Annotated in this window: 18 protein-coding genes and 1 pseudogene; 12 read left to right on the forward strand and 7 right to left on the reverse strand. The window is 69.6% G+C overall.

The window, feature by feature from the left end; genetic code table 11:
* The first annotated feature begins 13 nt into the window (after positions 1–13).
* The 3 genes from ACFXOZ_RS10835 to ACFXOZ_RS10845 all read left to right on the forward strand — a co-directional run bounded on the left by ACFXOZ_RS10835 (position 14) and on the right by ACFXOZ_RS10845 (position 1,377).
* A complete protein-coding gene (locus ACFXOZ_RS10835; RefSeq protein ID WP_375897473.1) occupies positions 14–217 on the forward strand; it encodes an MbtH family protein in 204 nt (67 codons plus the stop codon).
* 35 nt (positions 218–252) lie between these two features.
* On the forward strand, positions 253–765 hold the full coding sequence (locus ACFXOZ_RS10840; RefSeq protein WP_380530687.1) for a GNAT family N-acetyltransferase: 513 nt from the start codon (positions 253–255) through the stop codon (positions 763–765).
* Between the two features lie 84 nt (positions 766–849).
* Complete coding sequence (locus ACFXOZ_RS10845; RefSeq protein WP_380530684.1) at positions 850–1,377, forward strand: DinB family protein; 528 nt, start codon at positions 850–852, stop codon at positions 1,375–1,377.
* Here the strand turns inward: ACFXOZ_RS10845 and ACFXOZ_RS10850 are convergent.
* Both ACFXOZ_RS10850 and ACFXOZ_RS10855 read right to left on the reverse strand, forming a co-directional pair.
* Positions 1,364–2,740, reverse strand: a complete 1,377-nt coding sequence (locus tag ACFXOZ_RS10850) for an MFS transporter (protein ID WP_380589392.1) — start codon at positions 2,738–2,740, stop codon at positions 1,364–1,366. The two genes, ACFXOZ_RS10845 and ACFXOZ_RS10850, sit on opposite strands and share 14 nt — an antisense overlap.
* Complete coding sequence (locus ACFXOZ_RS10855) at positions 2,737–3,369, reverse strand: TetR/AcrR family transcriptional regulator (RefSeq protein WP_380589395.1); 633 nt, start codon at positions 3,367–3,369, stop codon at positions 2,737–2,739. The genes ACFXOZ_RS10850 and ACFXOZ_RS10855 overlap by 4 nt, the downstream gene beginning before the upstream one ends.
* Before the next feature lie 74 nt (positions 3,370–3,443).
* Here ACFXOZ_RS10855 and ACFXOZ_RS10860 point away from each other — a divergent pair, with 74 nt between their 5' ends.
* Complete coding sequence (locus ACFXOZ_RS10860; protein ID WP_380530675.1) at positions 3,444–3,623, forward strand: hypothetical protein; 180 nt, start codon at positions 3,444–3,446, stop codon at positions 3,621–3,623.
* Between the two features lie 39 nt (positions 3,624–3,662).
* Here the strand turns inward: ACFXOZ_RS10860 and ACFXOZ_RS10865 are convergent, their stop codons facing one another.
* Positions 3,663–3,839, reverse strand: a complete 177-nt coding sequence (locus tag ACFXOZ_RS10865) for an antitoxin (RefSeq protein WP_380530672.1) — start codon at positions 3,837–3,839, stop codon at positions 3,663–3,665.
* Positions 3,840–3,986: 147 nt separating this feature from the next.
* Between ACFXOZ_RS10865 and ACFXOZ_RS10870 the strand changes: the two genes are divergently transcribed.
* The gene (locus ACFXOZ_RS10870; protein WP_380530669.1) at positions 3,987–5,579 is read left to right on the forward strand and encodes a M28 family metallopeptidase; all 1,593 of its coding nucleotides are present in this window, start codon (positions 3,987–3,989) and stop codon (positions 5,577–5,579) included.
* Positions 5,580–5,854: 275 nt separating this feature from the next.
* Positions 5,855–7,261, forward strand: coding sequence for a dihydrolipoyl dehydrogenase (lpdA, locus tag ACFXOZ_RS10875; protein ID WP_380399381.1), 1,407 nt, complete (start codon positions 5,855–5,857; stop codon positions 7,259–7,261).
* Here lpdA and ACFXOZ_RS10880 read toward each other — a convergent pair.
* Positions 7,243–8,058 carry a sigma 54 modulation/S30EA ribosomal C-terminal domain-containing protein gene (locus ACFXOZ_RS10880; RefSeq protein ID WP_380589399.1) on the reverse strand — a complete coding sequence of 272 codons (816 nt, stop codon included), beginning with the start codon at positions 8,056–8,058 and terminating at the stop codon, positions 7,243–7,245. The genes lpdA and ACFXOZ_RS10880 overlap by 19 nt on opposite strands.
* Before the next feature lie 240 nt (positions 8,059–8,298).
* On the opposite strand from ACFXOZ_RS10880, the gene ACFXOZ_RS10885 reads away from it, so the two are divergent.
* Positions 8,299–8,838: a hypothetical protein gene (locus ACFXOZ_RS10885; RefSeq protein ID WP_380589401.1), complete on the forward strand. Its 540-nt coding sequence runs from the start codon at positions 8,299–8,301 to the stop codon at positions 8,836–8,838.
* A gap of 108 nt (positions 8,839–8,946) precedes the next feature.
* On the opposite strand, the gene ACFXOZ_RS10890 is transcribed toward ACFXOZ_RS10885, so the two are convergent.
* The gene (locus ACFXOZ_RS10890; protein ID WP_380589404.1) at positions 8,947–12,582 is read right to left on the reverse strand and encodes a ricin-type beta-trefoil lectin domain protein; all 3,636 of its coding nucleotides are present in this window, start codon (positions 12,580–12,582) and stop codon (positions 8,947–8,949) included.
* Positions 12,583–12,892: 310 nt separating this feature from the next.
* On the opposite strand from ACFXOZ_RS10890, the gene ACFXOZ_RS10895 reads away from it, so the two are divergent.
* On the forward strand, positions 12,893–20,149 hold the full coding sequence (locus tag ACFXOZ_RS10895) for a polymorphic toxin-type HINT domain-containing protein (protein ID WP_380589407.1): 7,257 nt from the start codon (positions 12,893–12,895) through the stop codon (positions 20,147–20,149).
* On the forward strand, positions 20,146–20,499 hold the full coding sequence (locus tag ACFXOZ_RS10900) for a DUF6086 family protein (protein ID WP_380589410.1): 354 nt from the start codon (positions 20,146–20,148) through the stop codon (positions 20,497–20,499). The genes ACFXOZ_RS10895 and ACFXOZ_RS10900 overlap by 4 nt, the downstream gene beginning before the upstream one ends.
* Before the next feature lie 226 nt (positions 20,500–20,725).
* On the opposite strand, the pseudogene ACFXOZ_RS10905 reads toward ACFXOZ_RS10900, so the two are convergent.
* A pseudogene (locus ACFXOZ_RS10905) lies at positions 20,726–21,373 on the reverse strand (site-specific integrase); the annotation flags it as partial.
* A 218-nt stretch (positions 21,374–21,591) separates the two neighbouring features.
* Here ACFXOZ_RS10905 and ACFXOZ_RS10910 point away from each other — a divergent pair.
* From ACFXOZ_RS10910 to ACFXOZ_RS10920, 3 genes are all read left to right on the forward strand, one after another.
* Complete coding sequence (locus ACFXOZ_RS10910) at positions 21,592–22,278, forward strand: hypothetical protein (RefSeq protein ID WP_380589413.1); 687 nt, start codon at positions 21,592–21,594, stop codon at positions 22,276–22,278.
* A gap of 366 nt (positions 22,279–22,644) precedes the next feature.
* On the forward strand, positions 22,645–22,845 hold the full coding sequence (locus ACFXOZ_RS10915; protein WP_380589416.1) for a hypothetical protein: 201 nt from the start codon (positions 22,645–22,647) through the stop codon (positions 22,843–22,845).
* 769 nt (positions 22,846–23,614) lie between these two features.
* A complete protein-coding gene (locus ACFXOZ_RS10920) occupies positions 23,615–23,872 on the forward strand; it encodes a hypothetical protein (RefSeq protein ID WP_380589419.1) in 258 nt (85 codons plus the stop codon).
* Positions 23,873–24,100: 228 nt separating this feature from the next.
* On the opposite strand, the gene ACFXOZ_RS10925 is transcribed toward ACFXOZ_RS10920, so the two are convergent.
* Entirely contained in the window at positions 24,101–24,436 is a 336-nt protein-coding gene (locus tag ACFXOZ_RS10925) for a GNAT family N-acetyltransferase (RefSeq protein ID WP_380589422.1), read from the reverse strand.
* Between the last annotated feature and the right edge of the window lie 293 nt (positions 24,437–24,729).

Consider the following 24,729-nt stretch of genomic DNA (forward strand, 5'->3'; position numbering starts at 1 on the left):
AGGCAGGAACGACATGGACGAGAACACCCGCTTCCAGGTGCTGCGCAACGACGAGGAGCAGTACTCGCTCTGGCCGGTCGACCTCGACGTCCCGGCCGGCTGGCAGCCGGTCGGCCGGGAGGGCACCGAGGCCGAGTGCTCCGCCTACGTCGACGAGGTGTGGACCGACATGCGCCCGCGCAGCCTGCGCGAGCGCATGGAGAACGCCGAGGCCTGACCCGACCGTCCCACCACGAGGAAGAGGAGTCCGCCGTGACCCCCGTGCTGCACACCGAACGCCTGGAGTTCGTCCCCTACCGGCCCGAGGACGAGGACGCCTTCGTCGCCCTGCTCCGCGACGCGGAGGTCTGCCGCTGGATGGGCCAGGACCTGGTGCCCGAACCGCAGCTGCGCACGCTGTTCCGCGCGATCCTGAGCGATGTGTACCCCCAGCGGCTCTTCGACGTCTGGGGCCTGTGGCTGGACGGCGCCTACGCGGGCCACGCGGAGGTGAAGCGGACCGGGAACGTCGACGGGCACGAGCTGGTCGCCGCCCTCGCCCCCGGCTTCTGGGGCCGCGGCCTGGGCACCGAGGTGGTCCGCGGCCTGATCCGCTACGCCGCCGACGAGTTGGGGCTCAAGGAGGTCTACGGCCTGGTGGGCGCCGAGAACACGCCGAGCCTGGCGATGTGCGAGAAGCTGGGCTTCCGCCACCTGCGGGACTCGGTGGACGAGGACGGCACGGTGGCCAGGGTGGTGGTGGTCTCCACGACCGGCGAGGCCTGACCCCGGGCCCGGCCCCCGACCGGCCCCCGGCGTGCTCGGCCGCGCCGGGGGTCGCTGTCAGTGGTGGATGGCACAGTGGCGGCCATGACACTCATGCCTGACGGCCGGGCCTTCCCGCCGCCGCACGCCGACGAACGCGCCACGCTGGAGGGCTGGCTGGAGTTCCAGCGGGCCACGCTGGTGCAGAAGGTCTCCGGGCTCGACGACCGGCAGGTGCGGCTGGCCTCGGTGCCGCCGTCGACGCTGACGCTGCTCGGCCTGGTGCAGCACCTCACCGAGGTCGAACGCACCTGGTACCAGCGGGTGTTCGCCGGCCGCACGGTGCCGCCGGTGTACGGCCCGGAGAATCCGGACGGCTACGGCCTGGACGAGGCCCGGGGGATGACGGAGGCGCTGGCGAACTGGCGGGCCGAGGTCGAGCACGGCCGCGAGCTGGCCGGGGGAGCGCCGCTGGACTCGCCGGGCCCGCTGGACCGGCGGATCGCCGGGATCGTCGGCTCGGACACCGTCTCGCTGCGCTGGGTCCTGGTGCACCTGATCGAGGAGTACGCCCGCCACAACGGTCATGCCGACCTGCTCCGGGAGGGCATCGACGGCGTCACGGGCGTCTGAGGGGCACCGGCGCCGGGACGGGCCGCGCAGCCGGGCGGGGGAGCCGCAGCGCCAGCAGGGCTCCCGCCGCCGCCACCCCGGTCGTCGCCAGGGCGACCGGGGTGAGCGCCGTGCCGGGTGCGGCACGGCCGGCGACGGTGGTGGCGAGGGCGATACCGAGGGCCGGTCCGATGTTCATCACGGTCTGCTGGAGCCCTCCGGCGACTCCCGACTCGGCGTCCGCCGCACCCCGGACGACGGCGGAGGTCGCGGTCGCCATCACCGCGCCGAGGCCGCCGCCGAGCAGCAGGAAGCAGCAGCCGATCGCGGTGTCGCCCGAGTCCGGTCCGAGCCGGGAGGTGAGCAGGGTGCCCGTGGTGATCAGTGCCATGCCCGTGAAGACGGTGGCGCGCACGCCGTGACGCCTCGCCAGCCAGGCCGAGGCGGGCGCGCCCACGATCATCGCCACGGCGAGCGGCAGCCCCCGCAGGGCGTTGTGCAGCGGATCCAGCCCGAGCACCTCCTGGAGGAAGTAGGTCGCGGGGAAGAGCGTGCCGAGCACCGCCGCCGATGCCGCGAGCAGGACGCCGAGCGCCGGCCCGACGGCCGGTGAGCGGAGCAGGGCGGGCGGTACCAGCGGGCAGGCGGTCCGGCGCTCGTGCCGGGCGAAGGCGAGGGCGGCGAGCCCGGCCGTCGCGAGGCCGAGGACCGTCCCCGTCGACCACCCGTCGGTCGGCAGGACGGCCAGGGTGTGCACCAGGCAGACCAGGGCGAGTGCCAGCAGTCCCGCGCCGGGCAGGTCGAGGCCGCCGCCGGCCGGCTCGGTACGGGCCGCGGGCACGGCGAGGGCCGCGACCAGAGCCGCGGCGGCGGGCAGCAGGCCGAGCAGGAAGACCGCCCGCCAGCCGAAGTGGGTGGTGAGCGCGCCGCCGACCAGCGGTCCGGCGGCGACCGCGAGGCCGAGGGCGGCGGTGCGCACGGCGATCGCGCGGGGTAGCAGGTCGGCGGGCCAGACGGCCCGCAGCATGCCGATGGTGGCGGGCTGGAGCAGGGCGCCCGCGAGGCCCTGGGCCACGCGCAGCGCGATCACCCAGCCGATGCCGGGTGCCAGGGCGATCGCGGCGGAGGTGGCGGCGAAGCAGACCACCCCCGCCACGAAGAGCCGCCGGTGGCCGTACCGGTCGCCGAGCCGCCCGGCGAAGACGAGGAGCGCGGCGACGGTGACGAGGTAGCCGCTGCTGGTCCACTGGACGGCGGCCAGGGAGGCGTGCAGGTCGCGCTGCAGGGTGGGCTGGGCGACCGTGAGCACCGTGCCGTCGACGGCGACCAGGACGGCGCCGGTGATGCTCGCGGCGAGGGCGAGCCCCCGGTGGCGGGCGGTCACCGGTCGGCCGGGCCGAGGTGGGCGGTCAGGGCGGCGCGCAGCACGGGTTCGATGCTGTCGCTGTCGCTGTCGCTGTCGCTGTCGCTGTCGCTGTCGCCGTCGCTGCCGGTGGCCAGGGCGAGGCTGCCCCAGCTGCGGAGTTGGGCCAGGCCGTGCAGGTTGGCCCAGAGCGCGGCGGTGGCGGCGGTCGGGTCCCCGCCCTGCGGGTGGAGTTCGCCGACCAGGCCGACGAGGGTGCGGAACAGCGGCAGGGTGGAGCGGCGCAGTTCGGTGCCGCTGCCCTCCAGCAGGTCGTGGCGGAACATCAGCTCGAACAGGCCGGGGTTGGCCGCGGCGAAGCCGAGGTAGCCGCGGGCGAGGGCCTCGATCCGGGCCCGGGGGTCGGCCCCGGTGCCGGAGGCGAGGGCGTCGGCACCGGCCAGGGTGTCGGTGAGCCGGCCGAAGCCGTGTCGGGCGACGGCGGCGAGCAGTTCTCGGTGGGTGGGGAAGTAGCGGCGCGGTGCTCCGTGGGAGACCCCGGCGCGGCGGGCGATCTCCCGCAGCCCGAGGGCGTGGACGCCCTCCTCGGTCACCAGCTCGATGCCGGCGGCCACCAGCCGGGCGCGCAGGTCGCGGTCCTGTTCGGTCATGGACACTGTCTACCGGATCGCCGTAGACAGTGTCTACTCGCCGGGCCGCGGGTCCGCCGGGCAGAATCGCGGGCATGGACGAAGGCGGCGAGTCGGCCTGCTGGCTGGACCGGGTGTGCCCGGAGTGCGGGCGGTTGCGGGAGCGGCCCGGCCGGGGGCCGTGCGAGAACTGCGGCGCGGGCGGGGACCCGGTCGGTGCGGCGGACGGCGAGCCGGACGGGGACGCCGAACGGCCGGGCCGGGGCGACGCCTGAGCGCCGCCGCCGGCCCGGCCGGGTAGTGCCGGGGCCGCGCTACTGCGGCGGCTGGTCGCGGAACTGCTCCTTGAGCTTGTCCTGGGCGGTGTCGACCTGGCTCTGGTACTTGCCCTGGGTGCGTTCGTCGACGTAGTCGCCGGCCTTGTCGACACCCTTCTCGGCCTGGTCCTCGTGGCCCTTCAGCATGGCCTTGAGCTTATCCAGCATGGACATGTGGTCACCCTCCTGGATGAGACGCCCCCACCCCTCCAGGATCACCGCCCAGGGCGTCCCGCGCACCTCGCGGCCGCGCGGCGCCCTTGGCAAGGCGGTCCGCGTCCTGTCAAATCGTGAACCCACCGACCGTCGGAAGGAGTCGCCTTGAAGCCCCGCTCCCGTCACCGATCCCGTTTCCGGACGTCCCCGCTCGCCGCCCTGACCGCCGCCGCCCTGGTCGCCCCGTTACTCCTGGTCGGCGCGGGCAGCGCCAACGCCGACCCGGACCCGGCCCGCCGCGGCGCCAAGCTGGCCGAGCGGCTGGTCGGGGCCAGCAGCGCCGAGGACGCCCGGGACACCCTGGTCGCGCTGCAACGGTTCGCCGACCGCAACGGCGGTACCAGGGCGGCCGGTTCGAAGGGCCACGACCTGTCCGCGCGGTACATCGCCGAACAGGCGCGGCGGGCCGGGCTCAAGGTCTCCCGGCAGGACTTCGAGTACACCTTCTTCGACGCCCGCTCCCAGCGCCTGGACGTGCTGTCACCGAAGGCGGAGTCGGTACCGGTCCTGGCGATGACCTACTCGGTGAGCGGCCCGGAGGCGGGCCTGACCGCCGAGTTGGGCGTCGCCCCGGTGGGCGCCGCCACCGGTTGCACGCCCGCCGACTACCCGGCGGGCTCCGTCACCGGCCGGATCGCGCTGATCCGGCGCGGCGGGTGCAGCTTCGCCGAGAAGCAGGCGGCCGCGGCCACGGCCGGCGCCCTCGGGGCGCTGATCTACAACAACACCGACGGCGAGCTGAACGGGACCCTCGGCGAGCCCACCGCCGGGAAGGTCCCGACCGGCGGGATCGCCAAGGCGGCCGGCGAGGCGCTGGCCGCCCAGGCCGCCGCCGGGCCGGTGCGGGTGACCCTGGACCTCCGCACCTTCATGGAGCAGCGCAAGACCTGGAACGTCATCGCCGAGACCCGGGGCGGTGATCCGGCGAACACCGTGATGATCGGCGCCCACCTGGACTCCGTCCCGGCCGGGCCCGGCATCAACGACAACGGCTCCGGCGCGGCCGGCATCCTGGAGGTCGCGAAGAACCTCGGCACCCGGCCGGTGAAGAACAAGGTCCGGTTCGCCTGGTGGTCCGCCGAGGAGTTCGGCCTCAAGGGCTCCGAGGCGTACGTGAAGTCGCTCTCCGACGCGGACCGGAAGAACATCCGGCTCTACCTCAACTTCGACATGATCGCGTCCCCCAACTACGCGCAGTTCGTCTACAACGGCTCCGGCAGCGCGGGCGGCGGCGCGGGCCCGGAGGGCTCGGCCCAGATCGAGCGGTTCCTCACCGACTACCTGGACGGCCGCGAGCTGCCGCACGACCCGTCCGCCTTCAACGGCCGCTCCGACTACGGTCCGTTCATCGACGCGGGCATCCCGGCCGGCGGCACCGACACCGGCGCCGAGGTGATCAAGACCCCCGAGCAGCAGTCCCGTTACGGCGGCACGGCGGGCACCGCCTTCGACGCCTGCTACCACAAGGCCTGTGACGACCTGGACAACCTCGACCCGGCGGCCTTCGACGTCAACATCGACGTGATCGCCCACGCCGTCGGCACCTACGCCTGGGACCTCTCCTCGCTCCAACGGCCCGTGCCCGGGCAGCGCCCGGCCGCTCGGGCGGCCGCCGGAGCGGGTACGGACACCCCGGGCGGCACCGGAGCCGGCGATGCCGGAGCGGGCGGCGCCGACGCCCACGCGGTGGCGGCCTGACGCCCGGGTGGGCCCGCTGCCGTCCTCGGGCGGCGGGCCCACCCACCGGCCGTGCGCACACCGTCCATCCGGCACCTCCCGTCGGCCATCGCCCCTGGTGGGTCAGGGTACGGGCCACCGTAGTGGACGCCACTGACAATCGGCCCCCGGCCCTGTACGGTGCCGCGCGGAGCGCATCCGCCGAGACCCGGTGGGTGCGCCGAGTCCGGTCCTGACACCATGGGACCGAGATCACGAGATCACGACACCGTGACACCCTCGGAGGAGTCAGCAACATGAGCACGCACTACGACGTCGTCGTCCTCGGCGCGGGCCCCGGCGGCTACACCGCCGCCGTCCGTTCGGCCCAGCTGGGCCTGAAGGTCGCGGTCATCGAGGCCAAGTACTGGGGCGGCGTCTGCCTCAACGTCGGCTGCATCCCCTCCAAGGCCCTGCTGCGCAACGCCGAGCTCGCCCACATCTTCACCAAGGAGGCCAAGACCTTCGGCATCAAGGTCGAGGGCCAGGTGACCTTCGACTTCTCCGAGGCCTTCAAGCGCAGCCGCTCGGTGGCCGACGGCCGGGTCAAGGGCGTCCACTACCTGATGAAGAAGAACGGCATCACCGAGTACGACGGCTGGGGCACCTTCGTCGACGACCACACCCTCCAGGTCGCGCTCAGCGGCGGCGGCTTCGACGTGGTCACCTTCGACCACTGCGTCATCGCCTCCGGTGCCACCACCCGCCTGCTGCCCGGCACCAGCCTGAGCGAGCGCGTGGTGACCTACGAGGAGCAGATCCTCACCGAGCAGCTGCCGGAGAGCATCATCATCGCGGGCGCCGGCGCGATCGGCGTCGAGTTCGCCTACGTGCTGCACAACTACGGCGTGAAGGTCACCATCGTCGAGTTCCTGGACCGCGTGGTGCCGCTGGAGGACGTCGAGGTCTCCACCGAACTGGCCAAGCAGTACCGCAAGCTGGGCATCGAGGTGCTCACCTCGACCCGGGTCGAGTCGATCGACGACAGCGACCCGAACGCCAAGGTGCGGGTGACCGTCAGCAAGGACGGGCAGCAGCAGGTGCTGGAGGCCGACAAGGTGCTCCAGGCGATCGGCTTCGCGCCGCGGGTCAACGGCTACGGCCTGGAGAACACCGGCGTCAAGCTGACCGACCGCAACGCCATCGCGGTCGACGGCCGCGGCCGTACCAGCGTCGACCACATCTTCGCGATCGGCGACGTCACCGCCAAGCTGATGCTCGCGCACGCCGCCGAGACGATGGCCGTGATCGCCGCCGAGACGATCGGCGGGGCGGAGACCATGGAGGTCGACTTCGCCATGATCCCGCGCGCCACCTACTGCCAGCCGCAGATCGCCTCCTTCGGCTACACCGAGGCCCAGGCCCGCGACCTCGGCTACGACGTCAAGGTCGCCAAGTTCCCGTTCACCGCGAACGGCAAGGCGCACGGCCTCGGCCACCCGATCGGCTTCGTCAAGGTGATCTGCGACAACACCCACGGCGAGCTGCTCGGCGCCCACCTGATCGGCCCCGAGGTCACCGAGCTGCTGCCCGAGCTGACGCTGGCCCAGCAGTGGGACCTCACCGTCCACGAGGTCGCCCGCAACGTGCACGCCCACCCGACCCTGGGCGAGGCGGTCAAGGAGGCCATCCACGGCCTCGCCGGTCACATGATCAACATGTGACGACCCGGACGTGCCGACGGTGCGACCCCGCTCCGGCGGGGTCGCACCGTCGTGCCTTCCCCTCTCAGCCCCGGCCCGAGATCAGGCCCAACCGGCCGTCGAAGCGCCGGTAGAGCACCCGGCCCCGGCCGCCCGCCGGGTGGGCGAAGAACAGGAACGGCAGCTCCGCCCCCCACCAGCCGCCGGACGGCCTGCCGCTCGGTGAGCGTCGGCGCGCCGTGCGGGCTGAGCGTGATCGGCGCCGTGCGGCGCCCGGACGGGCCGTCCGGCCTGGTCCGGGCCAGCCGGTAGCCGGTGGGGCCGACCCGGTAGAGCACGGCGTCGGTCTCGGTGGCCGGGTCGGTGAAGGGGTGGATGTCGTAGTCCATCGCGTCCATCGTCCGGGCGGCCGCCTCGGGCGTGCACCGGACCAGGGCCGGCTCCTTGCGGCGGACGATCCGGTCCGCACCCTCGGCGGCCACCGGGGGAGCGGGCGTCGCCGGGGCGGGCCACGGGCGCGGCGCCCAGCTGCCGGTGACGGACCGGATCCGGCCGAGCAGGGACTCGGCGACCCGGTCGAGCGAGGCGCCCGGCTCGGCGGCGGCCCGCTGGACCCGGATCCGCCGTCCGTCCACCTCGGCGTTCGCCTGCGCCAGCACCCCGCCGGCCACGGCGCTCAGCCGGATCCGCAGCGCCTCCACCAGCGTGCCGGCCCCGCCGGCGAGGGCCTCACCCGCCGCGATCCGCCCCCGGGCCTCGGCCAGGGCCTCAGCCGCCGCGCCGCCCTCGAACGCCCCCACCGTGATCAACCCGCCCATCGCCCAGGCCCTTCCGCCGCCGCGCGCCGCGTCCCTCCGGCGCGACCGGCCACCAGGATCCCGGCCCGCCCGGGGCGGCGGCCAGGGCCCAACGACCCCACCGCCCCGGGCCGGCGGCTCACGGTCCAACGCAGCAGGCGAAGGCGTATCGCTAACTCCCTCCCAGCGGGTCAGTACCGCCAAGTACCGCGCCTACGATGCGTCGACGGCCTTCGCGGACCGCACCGCATGGGAGAGAGCATGCACGAAGGCCTGCTTCCCGCCCTGGGCCAGAAGGTGATCGTGGGCGAGAAGCAGCAGATCCTCCTGGAGCAGCCCCACGGCGCCGACCAGGACCGGCTGCTGGAGCTGCTGTTCGACGACGCCGAGCGCCACATCGAGGCGATCCGCTCCAGGCTCGAACTCGCCGCAGGCGATGTCCCGCCGGACGGCTGGTTCACCCTCGACGCGGCGACCGAGAACGGCCTCAGCATCGAGATCGACTTCAACGTGCCTGCGGGGAACGTGCCGGTCGCGCCGAGGTGCTACCAGCGCCTCCACACCGCCCGTGCCGTCGCCACCGAGATCCTGGCCGAACGCCGCGCCACCCTGCTGACCGACCCGCTACGCCTCGTCGTTGACGGCGTCGTCACCGTGGACCGCGCAGCCAACCTGACTGGCATCGAACGCCAACTCGCTCAGCTCCAGGCCACCCTGGGGCCGGACGAGGCGGCGTCCGGTGACGATGGACTTGGCCACCTCGTCACCGGTTACCTGAGCCCCGCACGGTGCACCCGGTAATCGGGTCACCAAGTAGTCCAGAGTCCCGTCGGTTGGAATGTACAGGTGGCCACCTCCCCGGATTTCAATCCGGAGAGGTGGCCACACCGAGCAGGTTCTTACGCTAGGTCAGCTTCGTACGAGAGCGGTCCACTTCTGGGCGGGGCTGCTGTTGCAGTCCCAGAGTTGGAGTCGGGCGGTGTTGGTGACGGTGCCGCCGGGGAGGTCGATGCAGCGGCCGGAGGCGGGGTTGTAGAGGCTCCCGTCGGGCCTGGGGATGAAGGTCTGCTGCGGTGCACTGTTGCCGCAGTCCCAGATCTGCAGGGGGGTGCCGTTGGCGGTGCCGCGCCCGGTGGCGTCGAGGCACTTGCCGAGGGCGCGGAGGCTACCGTCGGGCTTGGGGGTCCACTGTTGGGCGTTGCTGCCGTTGCAGTCGTACAGCTGGACGGCGGTGCCGTTCGCGCTGCTGCCGCCGGCGATGTCCACGCACTTGCCGGACTGGGCGGTGTAGGTGATGGGGCTGTTCTCGGCGTAGAAACTCAGGACACCGGTCATGGCGGTGTCCCAGATGTAGTAGGGATCGGTGCCGACGGTGGTGGGGTGGCCGGTGGAGTACTGGATGATGCCGTTCTGGGTCATGCCCCAGAGGGTGGGCGAACCGATGCCGGTGAGGTCGCCGTCGGAGCCGATGACCGGCCAGTAGGCGGCGGTGATGCCGGTGCCGATCTTGGTGTCGGTGGCGATGCTGGTGACAGTGGGGTAGTTGGTGGTACGTCCGAAGGGCCCGGCGACGGCGATGACGCCGGTGTTGAAGGTGTAGCCGCGCAGCTCGCCAGTGCTCTTGTTGCGGGCCCACAGGCCGGGGTGGCCCTGGTTCGCCCAGTCACCGGGGGAGATGAGGTCCCAGCCGTTCCAGCCGGTGGCGGCGACCTTGGTGGGCGAGCCGAAGAGGGCATTGCCTATGGCGGGGTAGAACCAGAGCGCTCCACCGGTGCCGTCCGGGTTGGTCTCGACGGTGAACAGGCCGGTGCGGTTGACGAACCTCTTGTTGGCGTTGAGCTTGGTGCTGCTGGGGTCGCCGCTGGCGGCGATCTGCCAGGTGGTGGACCAGTCGGCGGCGTTGTAGCCGGTGCAGTCGGTCAGCTTCGGGTCGCAGGCGGGCTTGGCCAAGGAGCTGTTGGCGTCGAAGACGCCGGTGACGCCGGCGTTTCCAGGGTTCTGGTAGTACCAGAGGTTCGTGTCGCCGTCCTTGTGGACGATGAGGTCGTCGACGTTGTTGACATCGCGCAGGCTGCCGCGGTGGGTGGTGTGGTAGTTGGCCCAGGAGTCGTGGCCGGGGGAATTGGCCTTCGGTGCGGCCAGCGGTGCCTTCGCGGCGGTGGCGGGGATGCTGTAGGCGCGCAGGTCTCCGTTGGGGTCGGCGGTGAGGATATCGGGCAGGGCGTCGCCGGTGACGTCGCCGAAGGTCGGCGCGGGGCTGTTGGGGTTCCAGGGTGCGTAGAAGGAGTACTGGGCGATGGGGGAGAGGTTGCCGGCGTTGTCCTCGGCCTGGACGTAGAGGACGTTGGTGCCCCAGCGACCCGCGGTGACCTGGATCTGCCCGGTGGGCATGGAGCTGCCACACTGCCAGGTGGAGTCGACGAGCTGGGGGTCGAAGCTCCAGCGCAGGCAGACCACGCCGGAGGTGTAGCCGCCGCTGGGGCTGGGGTCAGTGGCGGTGAAGGGGATGCCGCCGCTCTGGCCGGCGTAGATCTGCGGGGTCTGGCCGTTTCCGCTGGGCGGGAACTGCTTGCTGGTGTCGGCGACGGTGGTGGGGAAGGTGAGGGTCGGCGGGGTGAGGTCGACCTTGAAGTAGCAGTTCGGTGTGGGGGCGGACCAGGGGGTGTCGCCGAGGCCGTCGGTGGCCTGCATGTCGTAGCCGTAGGCGTGGCCGTCCTGGATCAGGCCGGCGGGCAGCTGGAAGCTGGTGGTGCCGCCGCTGTTGACGTTGGGCGTGGTGCCGCTTGCTCCGTTGGAGGAGTTGTAGTCCCAGATGTGGTCCCACGTGGCGACCTGGGCCTGGGTGGGGCTGCTGACGGTGGCGTTGAGCCATACGGCGTTGTTCTGGGCGGAGCCGGCGCCGAGCCACGCCCAGTCGTTGGCGTTGCCGTCGCCGCAGGACTGATTGGTCGCCGCGGGACTGACCGTGGTGGGGGCGGGCCACACCCCGGGGTTGGTGGGGACGTTGGGCACCCGGTCGTACATCACGGACAGCGTCGGCTGGTAGGTGAAGCGTTTGAAGGCGTACTGGTTGTTCTCGTCACCGTAGAGGCCGAATGTCAGCTGCCCGTAGTTGACGTACTGCTTCATCGCGCCGGTGATGTCGAAACTGAACGGCACGTTGCCGTAGCAAGCTTGGTCGTGTCCGGAGCCGCCGACCGATGCCGTATCGCCGAGCTGACCGCCTTGCTGTCCGGGCTGGTTCGACCAGGTCGTGCCGTTGCCGATCGGCCCGTTGGTGACGTACAGGTTGAGCGGATAGTTGGTGGTGCAGGACCAGTCGGCAGAGACGTACTCCTGCATGGTCATCGTCGCGGAGTGGACGACCGCCCCGCCGAGCGAGCTGATGTCGAACTGGTAGAAGCTGCGCTCGATGTCGACGGGTGAGCAGCTGCCGCCGTTGGGGTAGTAGCCGCACTTGCCGACGCCTGGGTGGTCGGCGTCCTTGGGACCCTGGCGGTTCCAGTTGCCGGGGCTGTCGTGGGCGGACTGGACCCAGGTCCACGAGTTGCCCGTCAGGGTCCAGGGCAGGTAGTCGGGGTCGATGTAGTACGGGGCGGTGCCGTGGGCCAGGAGGTCCTGGTCGGGGGTGAGGTCGATGCCGTTGTTGTCGGCCTTGACCTGCATGGTGGAGACCTTGGAGGCCGTTCCGGGGCCGGTGTCGGAGCCGAGGGCCGGTGCCTGGCTCGCGTCCGTCGGCGCGGGGGCGGGCGTGTCCGCTGCTGCGGCTCTGAACGTCATGGCGCTTCTTGTCGCGGGCGCGGGTGCGGTGGTGCTGTCCCACATCTGCGGGGTGCGGGAGACCCAGCGGGGCTTGCCGTCCGAGCCTACGACGGTGATGCTGCCGTGTTCGTCGCTCTTGACGCTGACGCCGTCGAGGGTGGTCCCGAAGTGCAGGTTCTTCAAGACCGGGTTGGCGGCCGCTGTCTGGGTCCTGACGACCAGGACGGTGGTCAGGCCTCCGAACTTGGTGGCGGTGACCTTGAGGTCGATGTCGGGGGCGACGGACGGGTAGACCAGGCTGTCACCGCTGACGGTCGGCACAGGCAGCGAGAACGGGGCCGACAGCGCGAGCTTCTTCCCGTCCGGACTGGTCATCGTCGCCAGCGGACCGTCCCCGCCCTTGGACAGCGCCACCTGTCCTGCCGCGGACTTGGGCGAGAACGTGCCGTCCTGGTTGGCCACCAGGGTGGCGTCCAGCCCCTGCCAGGCGCCGCCACGGCGCACACGCTGCTGCTCCAGGTGGTTGGTGAGCGCGAGGTGGCCTTCGGGGGTGGCGACGGTCTCGCTGTACTCGGTCGTGAGCGAGTCGATCGGGACGTTCTTCTGCGTGGCCTTGGCCTCGGCGATGGCCTTCTCGGTCGCGCCAGCAGGTGGTCGTTCCTGCAGCTGCTTCGCGGTGATGGCGTCGATTGTTGCCTGCGACGGTACCGACGGTGCGTCGGCGGCGTGGGCGCTGAGCCCGGAAAGGCCAGTGGTGAGTGCGACAGCGGTTGCCACGGTCATTGCCCTGAGTGGCACACCGTTGAAGCGGCGCTTTCTGTTCAAAGCGGGAAACTCCCCCCAAAGTACACGGACTACCTGCATAGGCACAGGTCAGAGGCACCGTAGGGGGACGGACTGACATCGGCCAGTTCAAGTTCGGTGGTGAAGTCCAGGCTTGGTGCGAAATAGCCGCTTCGTGCACCTCCGTGAGAATCCTCACCACGGGGCTTCTCTTGACCGTCCGCCATCAGGTGCCGCTAGCATTCGCCGGTTCGGATACAGGACGTGCCTCCCGTATTCCGGGGGGTCAATGCTTTGGGGATATAAGAGAGTGTCAATTATACAACGATCAGGCAACGGAAGAGAAAAGAGCAGGAGGGGGAGACTGCGCGAACGGCTCGCGGCCGTCACGACGGCCGCTGTCCTCGGGTCCCTGCTCGCACCCCTGCCGATCGCGGCTGCCGCGGACGGGCCGGACTACTCGCGCAAGTGGTCGCCGCCGAACACCGCTCTGCCGAAGACGCCTTCGGTCGAAGGGCAGAACGCGGCCCTGGTGCCGATTTCGAAGCCGGAACACCCGGTGCCGCCGAGCTGGACCCCGCCGAAGGACTCCAGGGCGGTTCCGAGCGGCCATGCCGCGGTGACGCTCGGGTCCGCACCCGAAGCACACCCACTGGCTGAGGGCGAGAAGCCGAAGGCCGGCGCGGAGGCCAAGGCCTCGGGACTTCCAGTCACCCTAGCGCCGCTGGCCGGCTCGTCGGCCGCGGGCCAGACGATCCAGGTCGAGATGGCCGACGCCAAGACCTCGGCGACCGCCGGGATCCCCGGCGTTGCAGTGACCCTCACACGCCTCGGCTCGGGTGACGACGCACCCGTACGCCTGGGCGTCGACGCATCGAGCCTGGACGCCGCCTTTGGGGCAGACTGGGCCGCCCGGGCCCACCTGGTGGTCCTGCCCGGTTGTGCGACGACGACGCCGCAGACTGCCGACTGCCTCAAGCAGACGCCGCTGGAGTCGCACTATGACCCCTCCGTGAAGGAGCTCGTCGCCGACATCCCGCTGAACGGAACGGGCACTGCCAAGGCCTCGACCGCTCCGGCCACCAAGACCGCCCTTGATGTCTCCGGCGCGGCTCGCGCTGTGTACGCGGGCTCCAGCACCACCTCCACCACGGTGGGTGTGGTTTCGGGGGCCTCCAGCGGGGCTGGAACCTATGCGGCGACCCCGCTCGGGGTCTCGCAGGGCTGGGCCGCCGGGAGTTCGTCCGGCGCTTTCACCTACGGGTATCCGGTGCAGGTTCCACCGGCGTTGGTCGGGTCGGCTCCTACGGTGTCGCTGTCGTACGACTCGGCGTCGGTAGACGGCCGGACCTCCTCGACGAACGCGCAGGCCTCCTGGATCGGCGACGGCTGGGACCTCGGTGCCGGCTTCGTTGAACGGTCGTTCAAACCCTGCTCGCTGGACGGCATTACCGGCTCCGGTGACCAGTGCTGGGGCGGTGCGAACATGACCCTTTCGATGGGGGGCCACTCCGGGCAGCTGGTGCCCGACGACTCCTCCTGCCAGTCGGGCGCGCCGGCCGCGATGGAGCAGACGGCTTGCACCTGGCACCTGAAGAACGACGATGGCACGAAGGTACAGTTCTTGACCGGTGCCACGAACGGCACCTGGAACGGCTCCTACATCAAGGTCACCGATACCGAAGGCACCGTCTACTACTTCGGCCTGAACCATCTGCCGGACGCGAGCGGCAACCCGACCACGCTGGGTGCGGACTCCGGCTCGGCGTGGACCGTCCCGGTCTACTCCCCCAACAGCGGGGACCCCTGCTATGACCCGGCCAAGGGTCAGGGATCGTGGTGTCAGAGCGCCTGGCGCTGGAACCTCGACTACGTCGTCGACCCACACGGCAACCTGACCACCTACACCTACACCCCCGAGAGGAACTACTACTCCCGCGGCGGCGCCCAGAACAACGGCAACGGCACCAGCACGGCCTACACCCGCGCCGGCGTGCCCGCCACCATCGGCTACGGGCAGCTCCTCTCGGACCAGCTGAACAACAACGGCGCCTACAACCCCGCCGCGAAGATCGTCTTCAACACCTCCGAGCGGTGCGTCACCTCCACCGCGGCCTGCGATCCGTCCCAGCGCACCGCGGCCAATGCCGCGAACTGGCCGGACGTCCCGCTGGACCAGCAGTGCGACGCCACCACTCCCTGCACCGCCTACGGGCCGACTTTCTGGACCACCAAGTGGCTGGCTTCCATCACCACCCAGGTGAAGGCCAACGGCACCTACCAGACGGTGGACTCGTACGCGCTCAACCACACGTTCATCAACGTGCAGAACGCCACCGAGAACACCCAGGTCCCCTGGCTGGCCTCAGTTCAGCGCACCGGCCAGGACACCCAGGCCACCGGCGGCTCGATCACACTGCCGCCGGTGTCCTTCACCTCCCAGCTGCTGCCCAACCGGGTCGACGGCACCAACCTGGTCCCCGCACCGCCGGCCTACAACCGGCCCCGCATCCAGCTGATCACCACCGAGACCGGCAGCACCATCGGCGTGAACTATGCCTCCGCCGCCTGCTCACGGGTCAACAGCGTCATGCCGGCCTCCGCCGACAGCGACACACTCTCCTGCTTCAACGTCAAGTGGAACCCGCCCGGCTCCATAGCCGGTGCGGCACCCGTGGACGACTGGTTCTTGAAGTACCCGGTCACCAGCATCACCGCGAATCCGGCAACCCCGGGATCGGTGCCGATGGTGACCAACTACACCTACGGGAAGGCTGCCTGGCACCGCAACGACTCACCGTCGACCCAGGACAAGAACCGCACCTGGGACCAGTTCCGCGGCTATGCGAACGTCACGGCCATCTCCGGGAGCGGCAAAGACGGGCCGCAGTCGCAGAAGACGACGACCTACTACCAGGGCATGGACGGCGACCTGCTGGCAAACGGCACCAGCCGCAGCGTCCAGGTGGCCGGCCCGATGGGCAGCCAGGTCACCGACTCCGACTGGCTCTCCGGCCGGACTCTGGAGTCGGACACCTACACCCAAGCGGGCGGCAGCATCGTGGACTACACGATCAACACCGCGAGCGGCCCGGTCACGACGGCGACGCACAGTCAGGGCAGCAACCTGCCCGCCCTCATCGCCCGCTACACGGCTACCAGCACGGCCACCACGTCACGGGCGTTGAAGGCCGACGGCACCTGGCGCACGGTGGTGCAGACCACCACGACCGACCCAGCGCACGGCAACAGGCTCGCCACCTCCATCGAGACCGCCGATGGCCTACCGGACATCTGCACCCGCACCAACTACGCAACCGCTTCGAACGCGCAGGTTCTGACCCTGCCGTCCGAGGTGATCGCCGTCTCCGGCGCCAACGCCTGCACCGCCACGCCAACTGCCGCCAACACGGTCTCCTGGAAACGAACCCTCTACGACGGCCAGTCCTTCGGGCAGCTCGGAGCGGCGCATGATGCGACCAGTGCACTAGCCCTCGATCACTTCGACTCCAGCGGAAATCCGCAGTTCGTCGCGGCCAGCGCAACGTACGACCAGTACGGACGCACGACGAGCGCGACCGACCCCAACACCACCGACACTGCTCACCCAGGCGGCGCGACCGTCACTACGGCCTACGCGGCGGTCGGCACGGGGGAACTGCCCAACAGTGTCACCGTCACCACCCCGGCGCCGGCCGGCGCCAGCGACGCCGTCACGGGCCGGGTCACCACCACCACGTTCGACCCCGCACGTGCATTGCCGGTGACAGTGACCGACCCCAACGGCCGTACGAACACCGCGTCCTACGACGCACTCGGCCGGGCAACCGGTGTGTGGCTGCCGGGCCGGGACACCAAGGCCAGCGCCAACAAGACCTTCGCCTACTCCCTCCCGGGCGTGGTCAACAATGCCGCCGCGCCTCCCACCGTGACCTCTTCCGACCTGCTCGCGAGCGGCGGCTACGCCGTCAAGATCGACATCATGGACGGGCAGGGACGGACCGTCCAGACCCAGTCGACACCGGCGCTCTCCGCCTACACAGGCCGGCTGATCACCGACACCGTGTATGACTCGCAAGGACACGTCACCCGGGCCAACAGCCCCTGGTACAACAATGACGCTTCACCCAGCACCACAGCGTTCCTGACCACCACGCAGAAAGTCCCGGCACAGACCTACAACGTCTACGACGGCCTGGGCCGCCCGGTGACTACGCAGTTCGTCGCCTACGGCGTCACCCAGACCACGACCATCACCGCCTACCCCGGGGCCGACCGGACCGACATCACCCCGCCCGCGGGCGCCACACCCACGTCGACCGTCACCGACGCACGCGGCCACAAGACCCAGCTGTGGCAGTACAAGACCGCTACCGCCACAGGCAACCAGGGCGACGCCGACGTCATCTCCTACAGCTACACCGCGGACGGCCACCTGGCCACGCAGAAGGACGCGGCGGGCAACACCTGGACACACGGCTACGACCAACGCGGCCGCGAAGTCACGAGCTCCGACCCCGATGTCGGCACCACGACTAAGGCCTACGACATCACAGGCCGACTCGCGTCGACCACCGACGCACGTGCGCAGACCACCGCGTACACCTACGACCTCCTCGGCCGCGTAACGGGCACCTACTCCGGATCGGTCAGCCCGGACCACCAGCTGACCGGCTCCACCTACGACACCGTCGTCAAGGGCAAGCCCTCCACCTCGACCCGCTACGTCAACGGGGCCTCCGGCATCGCCTACACCAGCTCCGTGCTGACCTACGACACCGTCTACAACCCCACCACGACCACCATCACCATCCCCGGTACGGAAATCGGCCAGGGCACCACCCCCTTCACCTACACCTACCAGGCACAATATGACCCGATCACCGGCGCACTGACCGACGACGACCGCTCGGCCGTCGGCGACATCGCCGAGGAAACGGTCCACTACACCTACGACGCCTACGGCCCGCTGCGTTCCTATGGCGCGGTCGGCGGCGCCACCTACGACCTGTCCTCGGACTGGGACGCCTACGGCCGCAGCATCCGCGCCACGGTCAACCCCTGGGGCACCCAGATCGTCGTCACCAACACCTACGACGAGTCCACCGGCCGCCAGCTGTCGCAGTTCGTCGACAAGCAGACCGCCGCCACCGGCGCCGTCCAACAGCTCACCTACGCCTACAACCCCGTCGGGCAGCTCACGGCCGTCCGAAACATCCCGGACAACATCCCGTCGTCCACCGACCTCCAGTGCTTCGGCTACGACTACCTCGGTCGGCTCACCAACGCCTGGACCGACACCGGAACGCTCACCCAGTCCCCGCAGCCCACAGTTGGAGGCATCGGCGCCTGCGCCAACTCCTCCCCGACCACCGGCGTCCAGGCACCCCTGAAGACCACCGTCGGAGGCCCCGCCGCGTACTGGCAGAGCTACGGCTACGACCTCACCGGCAATCGCACCCAGCTCGTCCAGCACGACCCGTCCGGTGACACCACCAAGGACACCACCACCAACCAGACCTATTCGGTTCCCGGAACCGTCAACACCCCGACCGCCGCGCCCAACACCGGCGGTGGTACCGGCGGCCCGCATGCCCTGACCAGCACCATCACCAAGTCTCCGACTGGTACCACCGGCACCAGCGCCCAGTACGACGCTGCGGGAAACACCACCGCCGTCACCGACACCTCAGGCACCGCCACGCTGGCGTGGAACAGCGAGAACAACCTCGCCTCCTACACCAAGACAGGCAGCGCCGGAGCGACCACCTACCTCTACGACGCAGGCGGCAACCAGCTCATTCGCCGAGACCCCGGCAGGACCACCATCAACCTCGGTGGTGACGAGCTCGTCTACGACAGCACCACCAACACCGTCACCGGAGTCCGCTACCACCCGATCCCCGGTGGCCTCACCCTCGTCATCCAAGGCGGCAAGACCACCTACCAGATTGCCGACCACCACGGCACCGGCACCCTCGCCATCGACGGCACCACGCTGACCGAGACCCGGCGCCCAAGCGACCCGTTCGGCAACCCCCGCGGAACCCAGCCCACCACCTGGGCCGGGGACCACGGCTTCATCGGAGGAACCAAGGACGACGCTACCGGCCTCACCAACCTCGGAGCCCGCGAATACCAACCCACCACCGGGCGCTTCCTCAGCCCGGACCCGCTCCTCGACCTGGCCGATCCTCAGCAGTGGAATCCCTACGCTTACAGCAATAACAACCCCGTCAACCTCGCCGATCCCAGCGGACTCCGTCCCGATGGCACCTGCGGCGGCACGGCAGCATGCCGAACGACGGACGGCCACAACGTCGACGAAGCCTGGGGCCTCCAGGACGGCGGCTGGAATGTCGAGATCAGCAAGTCCGAGCTGGCCTACCTTCCCGGGGGCATCGGATTCCCGGAGATTCCGGACTACCAGAATGTTCTGAAACAGACCGTCAAGAACCTCGACAACCTCTACAAGGACCATGTTCGCTTCGGCAAGCCGCGCTATGAGGCGGAAGACCAGGTCCAGTACATAGCGGCGGCGCTCAACGCCTGCCATGTCGTGAAGGCCTGCCAAAAATCGGACGTCTATGGCACGCTCTGGGACCACCGGGCGGGCTGGGAGCTGGAGAACTTCGCGCCATTCGGCCCCGCCGAGTTGTCGAGCGCCGCCGCCTCCGCCGAACGCGCGGCAACCCAGAGTGCTGGCCGACCGGCATCAGGATCTGCAGGAGTTCGGGCGCCATCAGGGCGTGCAGGAATTCGGGGGTGTGACAGCTTCCCACCGAATACTCTCGTGCTCATGGCCGATGGCACCACCAAAGCAATCGGCGAGGTCCAGCCAGGCGACACCGTAGAAGCGAGCGACCCGCAGACCGGCGAGACGACCGGAAAGCCCGTCACCGACAAGATCGTCACCCCGGACGACTCCCGGTTCACCGACCTCACCCTGGCCAAGGCCGACAAGAACGGTACTCCAGGCACTGAGACCAAGCTCACCTCGACCGCCCACCACCCTTACTGGGACGAAACCGCCCACCAGTGGGTCCAGGCAGAGAACCTCCAGCCTGGACACCGGCTCTCCACATCTGACCGTGAGCCTCTCCTCGTTGTCTCCATCCGCACATACATCACCGAGCCTCAGGCCGCACATAACCTGACTATCGCTGACATACACACGTACTATGTACTGGCCGGGACCACGCCAGTTCTCGTGCATAACACTGGACCTGGCTGCGGGCTGCTTGAGGGTGAGCGGGATTATGACGTGTATCATCCAGTGACTAAAAATAGGATCACTGATATTGATCACGTCGGCGGAGGTGTGCTCTGGGAAGAGAAGAGCGCACTGTATGGCGATGACGCATGGATTTCGAAGCAGATTGACGGAAAGCTGAAGAAGTATCTCGATGCTCGCCAGTACATGCCTGGATATGAAAATGCTCCCATCGGCTTCCGGATGACCAATCCATCGATTGATCCTCGCTTCCGATCTGCACTTGAATCACACATCGATAATCTGAGGCAGGCGAATCCTGGCGTGGATATCAGGCTGGAGTTTGCTCGATGAGCTACTATTTCGAGGTTGCCGGCGAGACCGTATGGGATCCCTCTCTCCGCATTGGAAAGTGGTACCTATCCTTCGCGGAGAGTGCGGCAGAGCTGGTCCAGCGCCCGACCGGCTTGACACCGTCGGATGATGATACGTGCGCCGTAGACGTTCAGGTATTTCGACAGTTCGTCGAGGACTTGCTCGACTGCTATGGCTCGACGCGACACCCAGTTCAGCATGGTCTAATGCGAGGCGTGCTACTCGCATCTCTCGTAATGTTGGGGCGCGGAGGGGTTGTGATTGCTCCAAGGTCCGAGAGGGAAGCATCCCTGCTGGAGGAAGTGGAGGCCTTTGCGCGCTCGATGTAGGCGATAATCGGATAGCTCTCGATGTGATCGAGCGATAGGCCGATGGCTGGCGCGGAATGTGGGTTGTGAAAGGAATTGTCCAGCGGTTTTGAGGCGATTCTGACAAGCGACTTGCCGACCCTTGCGCGCCAAGCCTCATGAGTTGAGATGGAATAGCGAAATCCCCCGTCGGAACGGCTTTCGGCGGGGGATTTCGCCGTCTTGACGGCAGTAGTTGACGGCAACGTCAGCGGACGGGTGCTGCGCAAAGCGGTGGATCGCCGCCGTCGTCTTGCTGGGTGGGGTCGCGGAGGGCGTTGCCGAGGAGGTCTATGGCGTCGCGCTGGAGGCGGAGCCGGACGTGGGCGTACACCGTCGCAGTCACCCCGATGTGGGCATGGCCCAACAGTTCCTTGATCACGACGAGTTCGACGCCCTGTTCCAGGAGGAGGGTCGCCGCCGAGTGCCGGAGGTCGTGGAAGCGGATGTGGCGGAGCCTGGCGCTGCTGGTCGCGGTGCTGTGCGAATGAGCGCAGGCACGGGGTCGGCAGGACGATGCGGCGCTCGGAACTCTGGGTCTTGGTCGGTAGCGCGGTCAGGCCGCCGGTGTTGGTGCGCTGGAGGGTGCGGCGGATGCTGGCGGTGCCGCGGTCAGGTCGAGGCCTTCCCAGCGCAGGCCGAGGAGTTTGCCCTTGCGGAGCCCGGTGCGCAGGGTGTGCGGCTGCCTGTAGGTGGCCTGGCTGCGGCCTGCGGCGGGTGCGATGGCTAGTTCACGGCCCAGTTCGCCCCGGCCTAGATGAGTAATGCGAAGGGTTAGTGGTCGTAGGCGGTCAGCGAGCGCATGACGGGCTGGCCGGTGTGGTGGTTGTGCCAGATCACGCTGGTCAGAGCGAGGATACATCCCCTCAGCTGGGGTGCTGCAACGACCAATAGAGCCCAAGCTGCTCGGAGGGGCTCTTGGCGGTGGTCTGAGTTCGCCGACGTGTGACCGCCACCGCGCAGCATGACCCCGGATTCCCGGAGTGGCCGTCGATGTACCACTCCGGCGGATGTGACCGCGAGGCATAGGCATACCATCTGACGATACGTTTATCGTTGCGTGAATGGGATGACATGGCAGACATGGAAACCAATCAGCCCGTCGAGAGATCCAGCGGCCTCCAGGCGATCTGGGCCAACACTCTGGAGCCGCTACCCCCGCTGCCCTGGTATCGAAGAGTGCCGCGTACGGCCTGGATCGCGGGCGCCATAGCTGTCGCCCTCTTCACTACGCTTACCTGGGCCGTCGTGACGGGGGCGGGAGCCCTGCCCAAGCACCGGATCGTGCTAGTGGACCGGATCAGCGACCAACGGCGGATGCCGGACGACGAAGCCGTCAAGGCCATGCGCGGCGACTTGGAGAGGACTCTTACTGCAGCGAATCCGGTCCGGGAGGTGACGGTGGCCGGTTACGGCACAACCGGGTTGGGCAAGAGCGCCCTGCTGGTCGCCGGGCAGACTGGGACGTTCTCAGACGCCCGGGGACAGGTGGACAGGTATTTCGCCGGGATGGCCAACAGGATCGACGTGCCCGGCGGCGCGACGGTGGCCGACCGGCAGGACTACCCGGCGGGCCCCCTCGGCGGCGCGCTCGACTGCGCGGTGCTCCCCGACTCGGAGGCGCCGCAGACCACCTGCGTGTGGGTGGACGGAACAACAGTCGGCATCGTTGTCGACGAGACGGGCTCAAGTCGGCCGGAGGACCTGGCCAAGCGCACACTGGAGATCCGTGCGGCCGTCGAGGTCAAGGCTGGCGACTGACATGGCGAATTCGGAGATCCTCATTGACCCGTAGGAGGCGCGTTTCATGGGACTCGTGATGGATTGACTCCTACGAGGTCTTCCTGCTGGCCACCCCGGCGGTGTGGCCGAGCCCCGGACCGGAGCTGATCGACGGGCGCGGCGCGTCGACGGCGACGGTCAAGTGCCCGCCGCCGGGACGCGGGCCGAGCGGCGCTCACTGATCAGTACTGCCTTGCCTAGGCCGTGGACATCGCCCGCACCGGCCTCCTGGCCGACGGTCCCGCCGCCTTCGATGCCCTGTGCACCTGGGCCGCACCGAAGCTGCGCGCGGGAGTTCCAATCGTGGACGGCGTGCCGCTACTGCCTCTGGATGAGGCAGCCGGCATGATTCCGGCCGAGCTTCCTCGGCCGGGTGGTCCGGCGCTGACCAGCCCGCCGCTGGACATGCTCGCCGCCGCCGTGACGCGCACCGCCGTACGTCTATGGCGCGCGGACGGCGCCGACCCACGGGCCGCACTGCTGGACATGCTGACCGACGAACTCCTCTTCGCCGAGACCTCCAGCAACAGGTACTCGCCCTGCTGACCCCCTGATCTCGCCCAACACCACCGCGGAAGTCCCGCCATAGCATGCCGGAACCGCAAGCCCCGCCCCCACGCCCTCGTGGGTTTCACCTGGGACGAGATCGCGGCAGTCGCGGCGTTCTGGCCGTCACCGCCAACTGCCGTCCACGTGGAAGACGATGCCGTCAACCAGGTGCTGGGCCACCTGGTCGGGTAGCCGCACAGGGTCGAAGCCCGCTGGCACGAACACCTGACCCCGACTCCCGAGCAGGTTGCCCAGATACGGGACGACTGGTGCACCTATTACTCCGTCGATTGTGCTTCCGAGAGTAACCCTGGTCAGTACTGACAACACCGCTTCCGGTGCCCACGCCCATCGGGAGAAGTAGAGCCCTGAGGCCCGATTACTCTCCCCACAGGTAACGGTCCGAAACCGCCCTCGTGCAGCCCACACCGACGTCGTCCCCGTCAGATCGTGCCCATCACCGTCGAGATCCCAGCTCGAGATCCGCCCACCACGGCCGCTCGGGCTGCTACCTCCACTCGTGGACGCCGTCGTGGTGGAGCAGCGGGTCGGCGCCGTCGGCGTGTTCGCGGTAGCCGCGCGGGCGTACGCAACCCGGCCGGCCCCTGGTTCGGAGTGGGGGCCGGTCGGGTCTTCGTGGCCGCATGCCGGCCACGTGCCTGTGACCGCGACGTGATCGCTGCTGCTCAGGGCGCAGATGCTAGCGACGGCCACGGTGCGCGCCGGGTGCTGGGGGAGTGTCGGCCGCACTTCCTAGGCTCGGACCATGACCACCCCCATCACAGACCCCGGCACCGCGATGCCCGAACCGGGCGGCGTCACTGCCCTCGTCGAGCGGGTGCTCCTGAGCGACAAGGACGGCGGCGACGGCCGCAGCCTCGCCTTCACGCCACTGTCCGTGCCGGTCGTCGCCAGGGGCAACACCGTCACCAACGTCGAGAGCACGGGCCCGGACGCGGCGGGCGGCACGGCGGTGGCCCGCCGGACGTGGACGTACATCGAGAAGGCCGGAGGCGCCGCGTGAGCACCCCGGCCGATCTCGACGCCGTACGCCACACCATGGAGACCACCGTGATGGTCGACACCGCACGGATCAGCAGGCCGACCGGCACCCCGGTGCTCGATGTCGAGACCGGGCTGGTCGGGCTCACCCCGACGACCAGGGTCTGGGAGGGCGGTGGTGCGGTGCTGAGCGCGCACGGCCTCGCCGCAGTGCTCAGAGACCCATGTGTAGCGTCCGACAGTCTTGTACCTAGCGCAGCTGGCCGCGCAGCCAGGCCTTGACCTCGGGGGTGACCTCGTCGGTGAGGTCCGCGAACTCGTGGTGCTTGGTCAGGAACTTGGCCACGTACGGGCAGATCGGCACGATGCGCTTCCCGGCGGCCCGGACGTCCGTCAGCGCCTCCTGGACCAGCTGCCCGGCCAGGCCGCGGCCGGCGAAGGCCTCCTCGACCAGGGTGTGGTAGAAGACGCGCTGCCCGTCGTGGTCCAAGTACTCGGTGAAACCGGCGAGTTCGCCGTCGACCAGGATCTCGTAGCGGTGCCGGTCGTCCGACCGCTCGACGACGGGGGTGCTGGGGGTGCTCATCGGGAAAGGCCTCTCACGGTGCGGGTACGGTCTTGCGGTGCGGGGGCCAGGTTAGCCCTGGCCGGGTGGGGCGGTCGGCTCCGGGCCGTGCCGGGTGCCCACCCCGCCGCGCCGCGCGAGGGGCCGGCCGGCTGGGCCGGACGGGTGCGGGCCGAGGGGCGAGGGGCGCCCCGGCCCTCTAACGTGGGCGCGACGGTGCCGGGCCCCGCACCCTCGCGACCACGGAGGAGATCGGGTGGGCCGGTGCGGGTGCGTGCCCCCGAGGCGTTAGCGGTGTCATATAAACAACAGAA

It is taken from the genome of Kitasatospora sp. NPDC059160, assembly GCF_042755465.1.
GTDB lineage: Bacteria > Actinomycetota > Actinomycetes > Streptomycetales > Streptomycetaceae > Kitasatospora.

Excerpts from the sequence above, each read along its gene's own strand:
- ACFXOZ_RS10865 (WP_380530672.1), bottom strand. The coding sequence starts at position 3,839 with ATGTCCATGCTGGATAAGCTCAAGGCCATGCTGAAGGGCCACGAGGAC.
- ACFXOZ_RS10860 (WP_380530675.1), top strand. The coding sequence starts at position 3,444 with ATGGACGAAGGCGGCGAGTCGGCCTGCTGGCTGGACCGGGTGTGCCCG.
- ACFXOZ_RS10855 (WP_380589395.1), bottom strand. The coding sequence starts at position 3,369 with ATGACCGAACAGGACCGCGACCTGCGCGCCCGGCTGGTGGCCGCCGGC.
- lpdA (WP_380399381.1), top strand. The coding sequence starts at position 5,855 with ATGAGCACGCACTACGACGTCGTCGTCCTCGGCGCGGGCCCCGGCGGC.
- ACFXOZ_RS10910 (WP_380589413.1), top strand. The coding sequence starts at position 21,592 with ATGGCAGACATGGAAACCAATCAGCCCGTCGAGAGATCCAGCGGCCTC.
- ACFXOZ_RS10885 (WP_380589401.1), top strand. The coding sequence starts at position 8,299 with ATGCACGAAGGCCTGCTTCCCGCCCTGGGCCAGAAGGTGATCGTGGGC.
- ACFXOZ_RS10880 (WP_380589399.1), bottom strand. The coding sequence starts at position 8,058 with ATGGGCGGGTTGATCACGGTGGGGGCGTTCGAGGGCGGCGCGGCGGCT.
- ACFXOZ_RS10920 (WP_380589419.1), top strand. The coding sequence starts at position 23,615 with ATGACCACCCCCATCACAGACCCCGGCACCGCGATGCCCGAACCGGGC.
- ACFXOZ_RS10925 (WP_380589422.1), bottom strand. The coding sequence starts at position 24,436 with ATGAGCACCCCCAGCACCCCCGTCGTCGAGCGGTCGGACGACCGGCAC.
- ACFXOZ_RS10835 (WP_375897473.1), top strand. The coding sequence starts at position 14 with ATGGACGAGAACACCCGCTTCCAGGTGCTGCGCAACGACGAGGAGCAG.
- ACFXOZ_RS10915 (WP_380589416.1), top strand. The coding sequence starts at position 22,645 with ATGATTCCGGCCGAGCTTCCTCGGCCGGGTGGTCCGGCGCTGACCAGC.
- ACFXOZ_RS10900 (WP_380589410.1), top strand. The coding sequence starts at position 20,146 with ATGAGCTACTATTTCGAGGTTGCCGGCGAGACCGTATGGGATCCCTCT.
- ACFXOZ_RS10890 (WP_380589404.1), bottom strand. The coding sequence starts at position 12,582 with ATGACCGTGGCAACCGCTGTCGCACTCACCACTGGCCTTTCCGGGCTC.
- ACFXOZ_RS10845 (WP_380530684.1), top strand. The coding sequence starts at position 850 with ATGACACTCATGCCTGACGGCCGGGCCTTCCCGCCGCCGCACGCCGAC.